The organism is Cobetia amphilecti (assembly GCF_020217465.1).
Classification (GTDB): domain Bacteria; phylum Pseudomonadota; class Gammaproteobacteria; order Pseudomonadales; family Halomonadaceae; genus Cobetia; species Cobetia amphilecti.
In genome coordinates this window covers 199,316-212,424 of sequence record NZ_CP084115.1, presented here as the reverse complement: position 1 = coordinate 212,424, position 13,109 = coordinate 199,316, and the positions used below count along the sequence as shown (strand labels likewise).

12 protein-coding genes and 2 pseudogenes are annotated in these 13,109 nt (G+C 64.1%); 11 read left to right on the top strand and 3 right to left on the bottom strand.

Going from position 1 to position 13,109, the window contains the following annotated elements; all coding sequences use genetic code 11:
* Window positions 1–39: 39 nt before the first annotated feature.
* The 3 genes from metX to LCW13_RS00950 all read left to right on the top strand — a co-directional run bounded on the left by metX (window position 40) and on the right by LCW13_RS00950 (window position 2,593).
* Window positions 40–1,233, top strand: a complete 1,194-nt coding sequence (gene metX, locus LCW13_RS00960; protein WP_043333508.1) for a homoserine O-succinyltransferase MetX — start codon at window positions 40–42, stop codon at window positions 1,231–1,233.
* Window positions 1,226–1,840, top strand: a complete 615-nt coding sequence (metW, locus tag LCW13_RS00955; RefSeq protein WP_043333435.1) for a methionine biosynthesis protein MetW — start codon at window positions 1,226–1,228, stop codon at window positions 1,838–1,840. The genes metX and metW overlap by 8 nt, the downstream gene beginning before the upstream one ends.
* 249 nt (window positions 1,841–2,089) lie before the next feature.
* Window positions 2,090–2,593, top strand: a complete 504-nt coding sequence (locus LCW13_RS00950) for an acyl-CoA thioesterase (RefSeq protein ID WP_084589372.1) — start codon at window positions 2,090–2,092, stop codon at window positions 2,591–2,593.
* A gap of 128 nt (window positions 2,594–2,721) precedes the next feature.
* On the opposite strand, the gene LCW13_RS00945 is transcribed toward LCW13_RS00950, so the two are convergent.
* Window positions 2,722–3,804, bottom strand: coding sequence for a ChaN family lipoprotein (locus LCW13_RS00945; protein WP_043333432.1), 1,083 nt, complete (start codon window positions 3,802–3,804; stop codon window positions 2,722–2,724).
* A 146-nt stretch (window positions 3,805–3,950) separates the two neighbouring features.
* Between LCW13_RS00945 and LCW13_RS00940 the strand changes: the two genes are divergently transcribed.
* Window positions 3,951–4,304 carry a Rieske (2Fe-2S) protein gene (locus LCW13_RS00940; RefSeq protein ID WP_052384522.1) on the top strand — a complete coding sequence of 118 codons (354 nt, stop codon included), beginning with the start codon at window positions 3,951–3,953 and terminating at the stop codon, window positions 4,302–4,304.
* Window positions 4,305–4,384: 80 nt separating this feature from the next.
* Here the strand turns inward: LCW13_RS00940 and sfsA are convergent, their stop codons facing one another.
* Both sfsA and LCW13_RS00930 read right to left on the bottom strand, forming a co-directional pair.
* Entirely contained in the window at window positions 4,385–5,227 is an 843-nt protein-coding gene (sfsA, locus tag LCW13_RS00935; protein ID WP_043333428.1) for a DNA/RNA nuclease SfsA, read from the bottom strand.
* Window positions 5,227–6,411: an aminotransferase class I/II-fold pyridoxal phosphate-dependent enzyme gene (locus LCW13_RS00930; RefSeq protein ID WP_043333426.1), complete on the bottom strand. Its 1,185-nt coding sequence runs from the start codon at window positions 6,409–6,411 to the stop codon at window positions 5,227–5,229. The genes sfsA and LCW13_RS00930 overlap by 1 nt, the downstream gene beginning before the upstream one ends.
* A gap of 275 nt (window positions 6,412–6,686) precedes the next feature.
* On the opposite strand from LCW13_RS00930, the gene dksA reads away from it, so the two are divergent.
* The 7 genes and pseudogenes from dksA (at window position 6,687) to folK (ending at window position 13,012) form a co-directional block, all read left to right on the top strand.
* A complete protein-coding gene (dksA, locus tag LCW13_RS00925; RefSeq protein ID WP_043333424.1) occupies window positions 6,687–7,124 on the top strand; it encodes an RNA polymerase-binding protein DksA in 438 nt (145 codons plus the stop codon).
* A gap of 134 nt (window positions 7,125–7,258) precedes the next feature.
* Window positions 7,259–8,194 carry a tRNA glutamyl-Q(34) synthetase GluQRS gene (gluQRS, locus tag LCW13_RS00920; RefSeq protein ID WP_043333421.1) on the top strand — a complete coding sequence of 312 codons (936 nt, stop codon included), beginning with the start codon at window positions 7,259–7,261 and terminating at the stop codon, window positions 8,192–8,194.
* 152 nt (window positions 8,195–8,346) lie between these two features.
* Window positions 8,347–9,489, top strand: a pseudogene (locus tag LCW13_RS00915) (sigma-54-dependent transcriptional regulator); the annotation flags it as partial.
* 291 nt (window positions 9,490–9,780) lie between these two features.
* Window positions 9,781–9,957: pseudogene (locus LCW13_RS17565) on the top strand (sigma-54-dependent Fis family transcriptional regulator); the annotation flags it as partial.
* A 474-nt stretch (window positions 9,958–10,431) separates the two neighbouring features.
* Window positions 10,432–10,938 carry a hypothetical protein gene (locus LCW13_RS00910; protein WP_156961880.1) on the top strand — a complete coding sequence of 169 codons (507 nt, stop codon included), beginning with the start codon at window positions 10,432–10,434 and terminating at the stop codon, window positions 10,936–10,938.
* 129 nt (window positions 10,939–11,067) lie between these two features.
* Complete coding sequence (gene pcnB / locus LCW13_RS00905) at window positions 11,068–12,468, top strand: polynucleotide adenylyltransferase PcnB (RefSeq protein ID WP_225347479.1); 1,401 nt, start codon at window positions 11,068–11,070, stop codon at window positions 12,466–12,468.
* 46 nt (window positions 12,469–12,514) lie between these two features.
* On the top strand, window positions 12,515–13,012 hold the full coding sequence (gene folK, locus LCW13_RS00900) for a 2-amino-4-hydroxy-6-hydroxymethyldihydropteridine diphosphokinase (RefSeq protein ID WP_043333416.1): 498 nt from the start codon (window positions 12,515–12,517) through the stop codon (window positions 13,010–13,012).
* The last annotated feature ends 97 nt before the right edge of the window (window positions 13,013–13,109 follow it).

Sequence of the window (13,109 nt, the reverse complement as noted above, 5' to 3'; positions counted from 1 at the left end):
AACACTCTGCTGGACATGATGCTGGAAACCTTCACCACGATGCCTGATTCCCTGCCCCCGGATTCGGTCGGTCTCGTCACGCCCCAGACTGCCCACTTCGATACCCCGCTGGAGCTGGCCTGCGGCAGACGCCTCGAGCAGTACTCGCTGGTCTACGAGACCTACGGCGAGCTGAACGCGGACGCCAGCAACGCCATCCTGATCTGTCATGCCCTCACCGGCCACCATCATGCGGCCGGCTATCACGCCATGAGCGACCGCAAGCCTGGCTGGTGGGACGACTACATCGGCCCCGGCAAGCCCATTGATACCTCGCGCTTCTTCGTCATCGCGCTGAACAACATCGGCGGCTGCCACGGCAGCACCGGCCCGACCTCGATCAACCCGGAAACGGGCGAGCAATGGGGGCCTGACTTCCCATTGGTGACCGTGCCTGACTGGGTCGAGAGCCAGAAGCGCCTCGCCGAGTCTCTCGGCATCACCCGCTTCGCGGCGGTGGTCGGCGGCTCGCTGGGTGGCATGCAGGCGCTGCAGTGGGTGATGGACCACCCTGATCGCGTCGGTCACGTCGCCATCATCGCCTGCACGCCGAAACTCTCGGCGCAGAACATCGCCTTCAATGAAGTCGCGCGTCAGGCGATTCGCTCTGACCCGGAATTCCATGACGGCTGGTACTCGCGTGTCGATGCCGTGCCCAAGCGCGGCCTCAAGCTGGCGCGCATGGTCGGTCACATCACCTATCTTTCCGAGCACTCGATGGGCACCAAGTTCGGGCGCGACCTGCGTCAGGACCGCCTCAACTTCGGTTACGACGTCGACTTCCAGGTCGAGAGCTATCTGCGCCACCAGGGCGACACCTTCTCCACCGCCTTCGATGCCAATACCTACCTGCTGATGACCAAGGCGCTCGACTACTTCGATCCTGCCGCCACGGCAGGCGATGACCTGTCCGCGGCCATGGCGCCGATCAGCTGCCCGGTACTGGTAGTCAGCTTCACCACCGACTGGCGCTTCGCGCCGTCACGCTCTCGCGAGCTGGTCAATGCCATGATCCATGCCGGCAAGTCGGTCAGCTACGCCAACATCGACTCGCCGCACGGCCATGATGCCTTCCTGCTGCCGGGCGAACGCTACGAGACGGTACTGGGCAACTTCCTGACTCGCGCTTACGACCACGCCTGTGGCGCGCAAGCCACGCAAAAGCCGAGCACCAAGGAGACCAGCCATGCGTAACGACCTCGCCCAGATTCATGACTGGATTCCCGAAGGCGCGCGCGTGCTGGACCTCGCCTGCGGTGACGGCACCCTGCTGGCCTCCCTCAAGGAGACCAAGCAGGTCTTCGGCTATGGCCTTGAGATCGACCCAGACAACATCAGTGCCTGTGTCGCACGTGGCGTGAACGTCATCGAGCAGAATGTCGATGATGGCCTGGCCAACTTCGCCGATGACACCTTCGATCGCGTGGTGATGTCCCAGGCATTGCAGGTACTGCGTCGCCCGGACCGTGCGCTGGAGGAGATGATGCGCGTCTCGCGTGAGGCCATCATCACCTTCCCCAACTTCGCCTACTGGCGTCACCGCCTGCACCTTGGTCTCAAGGGGCGCATGCCGGTCTCCAAGTCGCTGCCTCACGCCTGGTACGACACGCCGAACATCCACCTGTCGACCTTCGCGGACTTCGAGCGCCTGTGTCGCGCCCAGGGCCTCAAGATCATCGATCGCGCGGTCGGCAATGGCGATCACGAGCCACACCCGGCGGCGACCTGGTGGCCGAACCTGTTCGGGGAAGTGGCCATCTTCCGCGTCTGTCGCGACAACTGCCCGCCCGACCAGCGCTGAGTTCAGGCACCCTACAGCAGTCGCCACAGACCAAGCGCCAGGCACCGCAAGAAAACGGCCGACAGGACACTCCTGTCGGCCGTTTCGCGTCATGACGCCAGCAATTCTTCCGCGCCGCGATAGCGCTGCGCTATCCGGGCCATGCACAGACAGTCGCAACTAAAGTCTATATACTTTCGGGGTAAACGCAGCTGAGGATCACGGCACGCACTTCCGGTGAGGTGCGCCGGCATCCCGAGGAGAGAGTGCATGAACTTCCATACCCGCAAGTGGGTCAAGCCTGAAGATCTCAACCCCAACGGCACCCTGTTCGGTGGACGCCTGCTGGCTTGGATCGATGAAGAAGCGGCCATCTACGCCATCGTCCAACTGGGCACCTCGCGCGTGGTCACCAAGTTCATGTCGGAGATCAACTTCGTCTCCAGCGCGCGTCAGGGCGACATCATCGAACTGGGCATCACCGCCAGCGCCTTCGGTCGCACCTCGATCTCGCTATGCGTCGAGATCCGCAACAAGATCACCCGCGAGCGCATCCTGACCATCGACCGCATCGTGCTGGTCAGCGTCGATGCCGACTTCAAGCCGGTGCCCCACGGCCGCACGCGCATCACCTATATCGAAGACCGCTTCCGTGAGCAGGCTGGCAGCAACGATAGCCATAACGACAGCCACAACGACAGTCACAAAGACGAAACGCCGCAGAAGGCACCGCGTCGGCGTGCCGACAGCGCGTCGGATCTCAAGAACGCCTGATCGCGTCACTGTTCAGGTTGCGCCACGCAGGTCGCACCAACGAAAAAGGCACCTCCGAGAGGTGCCTTTTTTCATGCCGGCAATTCAGGCCGCTGTTGTGTAGCTGACTTCCAGGCGCTGACTGGCCGCTAGCTGACGGTCGTCTGCATCGTCTCACGCAGGCCTTCACAGGCATCCGCGACTGGCGCCGTCGCCGGCGTGAACCACACCAGGTCATAGGCCGGCGCCGCACCGGCGCTTTCCGGCAGATAATCGGTGAGATGTGTCAGCGGCTGGCCCGCGTCATCCCAGGCCACCGGCATCAGCGCCACGGACAACGTGCTGCCGTCCAGCCAGCGCGGCACGCCGATATCGCGACGGGCATGACCGGAGCCACACACCAGCAGGCTGGTGGCGCCATCGGCCGCCAGGCCCTCCAGGCGTTCTGCCATCTGCTGATCACGTGCCAGCTGCGCACGCAGCATCGCATCCAGGCGCTCTGCGCCCAGTAGGCCGCAATGGCCTTCATCCAGTGCCTCACGCTGCAGACGCAGCACCGCTTCCGGCAGTGCCAGCGGCGACTGTCCCGGTGCCATGCTGGCCTCCAGCTGTGCCGCCGACAGGCTGGCAGAGGCCAGTGGCGCACCACTGTCCAGCGCTCCGCGCAGCAGAGGGGCGTAGTCGGTGAAGGGCCAGCGCGCATTCCAGGCCAGCAGCTGCTGAAGCTCGTCATCCGGCAATCCCGCAACCGCAAGCGACGTACGATTGGCCAGCGACAAGGCGGCATCCTGAGTCGTGTCCAGCATCTCCAGCGCCACACCGCCCAACTGACGCCGCGCGACCAGCGCATCGATCAACCAGCGTTCCAGCTGGTGATGGTCCGGATTGTCGTGATGCTCGCCCAGCAGCACCATCGAGTGCGCCTGACTCCAATCGACCAGCGCCGCTGGCGACAGACGACGATTGCCCTCCGCGACCAGTATGCTGCCCAGCAACGGGTGGGACGCCTTGGGGTCATGCCAGGCCGGCAGCGGTGGCAACGGCCCGTTGGCCGGCTGAGCGGCCTGCGCGAGCGGGCTGGCCAGTGCCGTGCCCAGTACGGAAAGCCCGCCCGCCGAGGCAACCATGCCGGCCAGCAACTGGCGACGGCTCACCCCGGCCGTGCGCTCAGGCGTCTCGGATTCGTTGCTGGAGCGGAAGCTGGAAGTGATCGAGCGGCGAAATAGCGACATGAAGATGACCCGGCATGGAAGGAAGCGGCAAGACACGGTAAAAGACCACAAGAGAGCGTGCCAACGCTGCCATGATACCCGATGCGAGCCCCCTCATGTCCGAAAGGCCACCAACACTCCCCCAAGGGCCCTCATCCAGGCTGTGCTTGAGACTGCCGCTGCCATCACTGCCCATCGGCCGCAGCATGGCACTGACACTCGATGATGGCCGTCCGGCCTTGCTGGTGATGCAGCCCGACGGCCCGCGCGCCTTCCTCGACCGCTGCCCGCACCAGGGCAGCCGAATGCTGACCGAAGACGAGACTGGCGATCCCTACATGGACGCGACCGGCGGCTTGATTCTCTGCCACCACCATCAGGCCTGTTTCGAACCGCATCACGGCACCTGCATCAGCGGACCCTGCGTCGGCCAACGCCTGACCACGCTGGACGTTGAGCGGGTGCACAACGACGCCTCACCAGCACAGCTGCTGCTATGGGAGGCAGCAGTGGAGAAGTGAGGGAGAAATGATAGAAAGATGATAGAGAGATTATGGAGAGAGGCGAGCGCTGACTGACAGGCTGAGCGCCAGCGACCTGATCAGCCAGCAAAGCGCGTGTCATGCAGTGGCAGCGCGTGCGTCAGACCCAGCCTTGCTCGCCACAGCGGCTGACCCGCATCTGAAAGGTACTCCTCGAGCGTGATCTGCATGCCCAGCGCCAGCACCTCGACACCGGCGGCCTGCGCCTGGACAAAGGCCTGCGCATAGACCGGGTCGAGATGCGCCGCCGGTGCGACATCCTCGATCCCGTCATGGGCGACGCAGAACACCAGCACGCAGCGATGGCCTGCTGCGACCAGCGCCGCGAGGCTGGCCAGATGACGCTGGGCACGCGTGCTCACCGAGTCCGGGAAATAGCCGTGACCGTCGGATTCACGCAGCGTCAGTTGCTTGACCTCCAGATAGATCGAGGCCGCGCCCTCCTTCTTCGGCCACATCTGGAAATCGAGCCGTGAGCGCTCCGGCATGTCATTGCCCGGCAGCAGGACCTCGACACGCGACTCGCGCTTGAGGCGCGCAAAGTCGGCGAGCCCCATTTCGTGCAGCACGCTCACACTGGCCTGCTGCAGCGCCGCCTCGACATGGGCATTGGCACGCCCGGTATGCACCGCCACCAAGGCCTCACGCCGGCCGTCAGCGCCGGGTGGGTCCAGGGGCAGGCGAATCAGCTCCCAGGTCCAGGCGAGCTTGCGCTTGGGGTTATCGGAGGGCGACAGCCATACCTCACAACCTTCAACGCATACTGCGCGCATCGAGCCGGTATTCGGGCAATGCGCCGTCACCACTTCACCGGCCCGCTCACCCTCGAGCAGCTCCACCTCGGCGAAGAAGCGCTTGTAGCGACGGATCAGACGACCACGATACAGCCCCTCAAGCACCATCAAGCCGACACTCCCGCCTGAGTGGCACGCCGCTCAAGGAAGCGGTCCATGCGGGCCAGGGCCTCGCGCAGACGCGCCTCATCGGCGGTGAAGGCGATACGCACATGGCGACGCCCTTCAGCCAGCGCGAAGTCCGTGCCCGGCGTGATGGCGACATTCTCTTCTTCCAGCAGTGCGCGGCAGAAGGCCTCGCTGTCATCACTCAGATGCGAGATATCCAGCCAGACATAGAAGGCGCCCTGCGGCGGCACCGACGGCGCCAGCCCCAGGCGTTCGAGCCCGGCCAGCAGCACGCCACGGCGGGCTTCGAGTACCTGCCGACGCCGCTCGAGCTCTGCTTCGCATTCCGGCGTGAAGGCCGCCAGCGCCGCATGCTGGGCAGGCGTCGAGGCAGCCAGGAAGACATTCTGCGCCAGGCGTGACAAGGGCTCGACCGCGGCTTCCGGCGCCACCAGCCAGCCCAGCCGCCAGCCCGTCATGCCGAAGTATTTCGAGAAGCTGTTGATGACGAAGGCGTCGGGGCACTCCGCCAGTGCGGTGTGCGCAGGCACGCCATAGGTCAGCCCCTGATAGATCTCATCCACCAGCAGGTGCGCATCACGCGACTGGCACAGCTCGCCCAGCGCCTTCAACTGCTCGGGCGACAGCACGTGTCCGGTGGGATTGGAGGGCGATGCCACCATCACGGCCCGCGTGTTCTCGCACCAGAAATCATCGGCAAGTTCGGCGGTCAGCTGCCAGCCACTCTCGGCGTTGACGGGTACCACATCCAGCTGGGCATCCACCAGGCCCATGAAGTGGCGATTGCAGGGGTAGGTCGGGTCGGCCATCAACACGCTATCACCACGTTCGGCGTACAGCAATGTGGCCAGCAGCAAGGCACCGGAGGCGCCGGGCGTGATGATGATACGGGAGGGAGACACCGTGACGCCGTGGCGGCGCTGATAGTCTGCCGCGATGGCCTCGCGCAGGGCCGGTAGGCCGCAGGCAGGGGTGTAGCGCGTCTGACCGGCCGCCAGCGCCGCCTGCCCGGCGGCGATCACCGGCGCGGGGGTCGGGAAGTCGGGCTCGCCCACTTCCAGATGAATGACGTCATGGCCCGCGGCCTCGCGTGCCTGGGCGGCTTCCAGCAGCGTCATCACGCGAAAGGCAGCGACGGATTCAAGACGGCGGGCAAACGGCATGACAACACTCCTCAGGATGGGAGCTTCATTCTAGGCGCCTGCCAAGGCCCATTCCCAGCCCCTTCGTGCAGGAAAATCGGTGTTTGCCGGTACACGCCGGACCACTGCCCGCTACAAACTATCGTCGGAGATCGGTTGCAAACTTGTCATTTTTACGCTAAATAAGCTGATCTTCTCGCGAGGGCAGCAGTCAGGACAGCCCCCTCGCCGTGGCCAAGGAGGCAGTGCAACAGACTGTCGACGGCCCAAGTCACCTTGCGGAATGAGGCGGTCCCATGCCCTTAGCTGAAACCAAGCCGGAAGCGCTTAAGAAATTCACCCCGTATGAGCCGGCAGCGGGTGAAGAGTACATGAACGAGAAGCAGCTAGCGCACTTCCGTCAGATCCTGCTGGACTGGAAACAGGAGCTGATGGAAGAGGTCGATCGCACCGTGCGTCACTTGCAGGAAGATGCCAACAACTACGCAGACCCTGCAGACCGTGCCACTCAGGAAGAAGGCTTCAGCCTCGAACTGAGAACACGTGATCGCGAGCGCAAGCTGCTGAAGAAGATCAACGAGACCATCGAGAACATCGATGAAGACGACTACGGCTTCTGCGAAGCCTGCGGCGTCGAGATCGGCATTCGTCGTCTGGAAGCACGTCCGACCGCTACCCAGTGTGTCGACTGCAAGACGCTGGCCGAGTTGAAGGAAAAGCAGCTGGGCCGCTAAGCCCTGCTGTCGATGAAGCGACGTCAGGCCGTCGCCCTCATCCCCCATACGGGCACCCTCCTCGGAGCGGTGCCCGTATGCGTTCAGGCCCTGCTGCCTGCGAATTCCCCACCACGAAGGATGACGGAGCCCACATGCCTACCGCCTACCGTGGCCGCTTTGCCCCTACCCCTTCCGGCCCGCTGCATGCGGGCTCACTGCTGGCCGCCGTCGCCAGCTATCTCGATGCCCGCCATCACGGCGGCGAGTGGCTGGTGCGTATCGAGGATATCGACCCGCCGCGCTGCCCCGCCGGGAGCGCCGATACCATCCTGCGTCAGCTGGATGCCTTCGGCCTGCAGCGCGATGGCGAGCTCCGCTACCAGAGCCAGCGTCACGCCGCCTACGCCGAGGCGCTGGAGCAACTGAAGGCCAGTGGTATCGCCTACCCGTGTGACTGCTCGCGCAAGCAGTGGCGCGAGCATGCCATCTACCCCGGCTGGTGCCGTGAGCGAGCTGAGCCTCCCACGGGCGAGCATGCCTGGCGGCTGGATGTGCGTGCGGCAGAGCGCTTCGGCGGCACCCGGGCCATCGCTGGCTGGCAGGACCGCCTGCAGGGCGCGGTCCAGCTGGATCTCGCCACGCTCGGCGATGTGGTGCTCAAGCGACGCGATGGCCTGTGGGCCTATCAGCTGGCAGTGGTGGTGGATGACGCCGAGCAGGGCATCACCGATGTCGTGCGCGGGCTGGATCTGCTCGACAACAGCCCTTGGCATCGTCTGCTGCAGGCCGCGCTTGACCTGCCGATGCCCCGCCTGACGCACCTGCCGCTGATCACGGCCGCCAATGGCCAGAAGCTCTCCAAGCAGAATCTGGCGCCGGCCCTGCCGGAAGACGCCAACGCGATTCGAGCGCTGCTGCACCATACCCTGACGCTGCTCGGCCAGGCGCCGCCACCCGAACTGGCGACCGCCAGCCCCGCTGAGCAACTCGCCCACGCCACTCCTCGCTGGTCACTCGCGGCGGTCGGCACCGCGCCGTCACTCAGTGCGGCCACTGCTCCAATGCCAAGGACTACTGAGGGCAACTGAGGGCAACTGAGGGCAGCTGAGACCAGGCACGCCATGCACTCGGGACGCCTGACAACAGCCACGATTGTCGGATTGCCTCCCCTGTGGGAACAGGACAGACTCGAACGACAGTCATTCCCTCATGCACACCCTCAGGCGAGCGACATCACCCCATGGCCCGGATTCTGATCGTCGAAAAGGAAGGTGCTTCGCGCAACACGCTGCAGCATCTGCTGGAGCGCGAGGGTCACGACGTGGTGCAGGCCAGCGGCCTGGAGGATGCCCGTCTGCAGCACCCTGCCGACTTCGCGCTGGTGATCTGCGACAGCGAACTGGCCGGAGAGCATGCCGACCCGATCCTGCGCGCCAGCCGGCCAACTCCCGTGCTGCTGCTGGCCGACAACCCCAGCCTGCACGCCGCTATCGGCTGTCTGAAGGCGGGGGCAGCCGACTATCTGCCCAAACCATTCGATCAGCAGGCCTTCGCGCGCAGCGTGCGAGATGCGCTGTCGCTGCCACGCCAGGGGGCGCCGAGCGCCGCGCCCCCTCCTCCCCAGGCGCATGCTGGCACGGCCAACAAGCCGGTGGAGATGATTGGCCATTGTCGCGCCATGCAACAGGTCTATACCCGCATCCGCAAGGTTGCGCCCGCCGACGTCACCGTGCTGGTGCTCGGTGAGTCCGGCACCGGCAAGGAACTGGTCGCACGCGCCATCCACCGTCAGAGCGAACGCCATCAGGCGCCGCTGATCTGCGTCAACTGCGCCGCCATTCCCGAGACGTTGATCGAGTCCGAGCTGTTCGGCCATGAAAAAGGCGCCTTCACCGGCGCCACCAGCTCGCGCACCGGTCTGATCGAAGCCGCCGACGGCGGCACACTGTTCCTGGATGAGATCGGCGAACTGCCGCTGGATGCCCAGGCGCGCCTGCTGCGAGTACTGCAGGAGGGCGAGATTCGCCGCGTGGGGGCGATCGAGACCCGCTACGTCGACATCCGCCTCATCGCCGCGACCCACCGCAACCTGCACCAGCTCTCGGCCAGCGGTGAGTTTCGCCTCGACCTCTACTACCGCTTGAACGTGATGGAGATCGACCTGCCTCCCTTGCGTGAGCGCGGCGATGACGTGCTGGAACTGGCCGAGCACCTGCTGGCCGGCATCGCCCGCAAGCATGGCCGTGACGGCATGCGACTCTCTCAGCGGGCGCGTCAGGAAATCCATCACTACGCCTGGCCCGGCAATGTGCGTGAGCTGGAAAACGCCCTCGAGCGTGGCGTCATCCTGGCGGAGCGCCGCATCATCGCCCCGGAAGACCTCGGCCTGCGCACGCCCTCAGGGCAGCCGCTTCAGCCAGCGCCCGCCGCAACGGCAAACCCTGCGCCCCCGTCCACTGCTCAGGCGCCGAAGACAGCGGGCAAAGGGGTGGCGAAAGGAGCGATGAAAGGGTCGATGAAAGGCACAGTGAAAGGCGCCGCCAGGGACGCAAGTCCCGAGACGGCCGCAGCGCCTGTGACAGGTCAGCCCACGGCCGGCCAACAGGACATGGGCCAGCCACCGCCTGCGGACACTCCACGCAGCGGCCTCTCGGTGGTCGGCGACGCCGGTGAGGAGGAAGACCTCTCGCTGGAGGACTACTTCCAGCACTTCGTGCTCGAGCATCAGGACCACATGAGCGAGACCGAGCTCGCACGCCGCCTCGGCATCAGCCGCAAGAACCTCTGGGAGCGACGCCAGCGCCTGGGCATTCCACGTCGCAAGGGCCGCCGCAGCTCTCCCGCAAACTGACGTCGGCGTAATGAAGCTGGAGCGATACTGGGGCAATGACGCTGGCGCACAGAAGTCACTGCGCTGAAGTTACTGCGCTGAAGTTACTGCACCATGCAGGTGCCCTCCCGAGCGAGCAACCCGCCTGCGGCGCCACCTTGCCTGCCAGAGATCCCCGCATCATCGAGGGCATCGCTAGACTTTAGTGTCGAAAGACTCGCAAAAAACCCAGCTCAATCATTAGCTTGCAAGGCACTTCGTTAGACCTTCGCACCAATTGTTACCATCGACCCCAAATCATGACCCCATCCAGCGCACCAATGGCCACGTCAGGTAACACCTCGCACCTCTCTACACCTCACGTCTCAGCGACCTATGTCTAAATGACTGAATTGCTGGTTTTTTTTAAGCTGTGGCACATCCGATGCAATAACACGGTCAAGAAAAAGAACAACCGGAAATACGAAGCGCGCCCAACAACAACAAGAACGCGCAATGCTTCGAAAACCCTCGACACCAACAAGAACAATACCCGTCGAGCGCGTGACATTGATGATGAACCGCATGCCTCACTACATGAGTGGTGACAGGCAAGAGCCAAAACAAGAACAAACGGCCGCAGTTCATCATCCGCCGATCCAACAACAACAAGATATCGGCAGTCCGGAATCTACTGACCAGGACGCGACGAATCCGGCCTCGAGCACCAACAAGAACAACAAGCTCGACCCCGGATCACCCCCGAAACAACAACAACTCGCGGGGGGAGGCTACTCAGCCGTCGGTGAATGGAAGATTGTTTTGAATACGAGATGGTCACCGAACAGACAGCCAGACAACAACAACATGATCTGCAACACGAAGGATCTGTCTGCATTGATTTGTGACTGTGGTGCGTATTCAGGGCGATGCGCCATCACGAAAAAGAACATCCGCTCAAGGATGCGTGTACCCTACCTGCAAGGGAGACCGAGTGATCGGTCTCCCTTTTTCCTTGTCTGAGAGGTGATTTTCGCCTCGTCAGACGCCTTGAAGTGCAGAGTCGGCCCCTGGATGGCAGACCGGCGCTTTGCCAAGGTATCTGCCCTCGGCTACACTGGGCGGCCTGCCACGCACGAGTCGAATCGCTGCATGCTCAAAGGATTTACCCGCTTTCTACAACGCCCCGGTGACCGCTTGAAGACGCTTTTCAATGCAACTGACGCGCCCGCGGCCCCATTGCCCAGCCTGCGTGTGATACCGCGGGATGAACATCCCGTGTCCCGCCGCCAGCTCAGCGAGAATGCGCTGAAGGTACTCTATCGCCTGCAAAGCGGTGGATATCAGGCCTATCTGGTCGGTGGCTGTATCCGTGATGCCCTGCTCGGGCAACGCCCCAAGGACTTCGACGTGGCCACCAACGCCACGCCGGAACAGGTCCGCGAGCTGTTCCGCAATGCCCGCATCATCGGCCGTCGTTTCCGTATCGTGCACGTGCGCTTCGGTCGTGAGGTGATCGAGGTCACCACCTTCCGCGGCAAGCCGGCCGATAGCACGCCCAGCCAGCATACCCAGCAGTCGGAAGATGGCATGCTGCTGCGCGACAACGTCTTCGGCTCCATCGAGGAGGACGCGCTGCGCCGCGACTTCACGATCAATGCCCTCTATTACGACGTGTCCGACTTCACGATCCACGACTGGGCCAATGGTGTACGCGATATCGAAGCGCGCATGATTCGCCTGATCGGTGATCCGGAAACACGCTATCGCGAAGACCCGGTGCGCATGCTGCGTGCCGTCCGCTTCGCCGGCAAGCTGGACTTCGACATCGAGGAGGCCACGGCCGAACCGATGTACGAACTGGCCCCGCTGCTGCTGCAGATTCCGCCGGCGCGCATGTTCGAGGAAGTGCTCAAGCTGTTCATGTCCGGCTATGCACTGGAAACCTTCCATCTCCTGCGTGAGTTTGGTCTGTTCCAGATGCTGTTCCCCGAGACGGAAGAGAGCTTCGCGCATTATCACTGGTCCATGCCGCTGATCGAGAAGGCGCTGGCCAGCACGGACGACCGCATCCGCGAAGACAAGCCGGTCACGCCGGCCTTCCTGTATGCCGCCCTGCTGTGGCCGGGCGTCAAGGCGCGTACCGACCAGCTGATCGCCAGTGGCATGCCCGATATTCCGGCAGCCCACCAGGCGGCTCAGCAGGCGATCGCTCGCCAGCTCAACCACACCTCGATCCCGAAGCGCTTCAGCATTCCGATGCGCGAGATCTGGGACATGCAGGCCAAGTTGCCGCGTCGCCGTGGCAAGCGCGCCTTCCAGACCCGCGAGCATCCGCGCTTCCGCGCCGCCTACGACTTCCTGCTGCTGCGCGAATTCGCCGGCGAAGTGAAGCCGGGGCTGGGCAAGTGGTGGACCGACTTCCAGGAAGTCGATGCTCTCACCCAGGTCACGATGATCGAAGGTGTCTCCGATGAAGGCCCCGCCGGCAGCAAGCCGGTCGGCACCAAGCGTCGCGGCAAGCGTCGGCGCAATGGTCGCGGCCAGGGCTGAGCAGTGGCTCGTCTGAGCCACTGCCGTCTCCACGCAGGAACTCCGCATGATTTCGACAGCCTTGATTGGCCTCGGTGCCAATCTTGACGATCCGCGCGCTCAACTGGAGCGCGCGCTTGAGGCTCTCGACCGGCTGCCGCTGACCCGCTGTACGCGACACTCTCGCCTGTATGCCAGCAAGCCGGTCGGCCCGCAGGACCAGCCCGACTTCGTCAACGCCGTCGCCGAGCTATCGACCCGCCTGTCTCCCCTCGCCCTGCTCGATCAACTGCAAGCCCTGGAACAGCAGCATCGCCGCGTGCGGCTGCGTCACTGGGGCCCCCGCACGCTGGATCTGGACCTGCTGCTCTTCAATGACAGCAGGATCTCGACGCCGCGTCTCGTCGTGCCCCATCGCGAAATGCTCAAACGTGGTTTCGTGATGCGTCCGTTGGCTGACCTGCTGGGCCCGCAGCGCCTTAGCGTGCTGGGCGAGGAGAATCTCGAAACACTGGCGTCTCGAGTTGAGGGCGATGACTTGCTCCCCCTCGGACCTCAGGAGTAGAGTTTCGCCATCTTGTTACCGTCGTGCCCACTTTGGCCTGTGCGGTAACACTTTCTGGTAACACCGGCCCGTGTCGCCCGCAGTCCGCCCTCGGCGG

Bases quoted from the DNA above. Each gene is read 5' to 3' on its own strand.
- metW (WP_043333435.1), top strand. From the start codon at position 1,226: ATGCGTAACGACCTCGCCCAGATTCATGACTGGATTCCCGAAGGCGCG.
- LCW13_RS00945 (WP_043333432.1), bottom strand. From the start codon at position 3,804: ATGTCGCTATTTCGCCGCTCGATCACTTCCAGCTTCCGCTCCAGCAAC.
- LCW13_RS00950 (WP_084589372.1), top strand. From the start codon at position 2,090: ATGAACTTCCATACCCGCAAGTGGGTCAAGCCTGAAGATCTCAACCCC.
- LCW13_RS00930 (WP_043333426.1), bottom strand. From the start codon at position 6,411: ATGCCGTTTGCCCGCCGTCTTGAATCCGTCGCTGCCTTTCGCGTGATG.
- LCW13_RS00910 (WP_156961880.1), top strand. From the start codon at position 10,432: ATGCTTCGAAAACCCTCGACACCAACAAGAACAATACCCGTCGAGCGC.
- pcnB (WP_225347479.1), top strand. From the start codon at position 11,068: ATGCTCAAAGGATTTACCCGCTTTCTACAACGCCCCGGTGACCGCTTG.
- gluQRS (WP_043333421.1), top strand. From the start codon at position 7,259: ATGCCTACCGCCTACCGTGGCCGCTTTGCCCCTACCCCTTCCGGCCCG.
- sfsA (WP_043333428.1), bottom strand. From the start codon at position 5,227: ATGGTGCTTGAGGGGCTGTATCGTGGTCGTCTGATCCGTCGCTACAAG.
- folK (WP_043333416.1), top strand. From the start codon at position 12,515: ATGATTTCGACAGCCTTGATTGGCCTCGGTGCCAATCTTGACGATCCG.
- metX (WP_043333508.1), top strand. From the start codon at position 40: ATGCCTGATTCCCTGCCCCCGGATTCGGTCGGTCTCGTCACGCCCCAG.
- dksA (WP_043333424.1), top strand. From the start codon at position 6,687: ATGCCCTTAGCTGAAACCAAGCCGGAAGCGCTTAAGAAATTCACCCCG.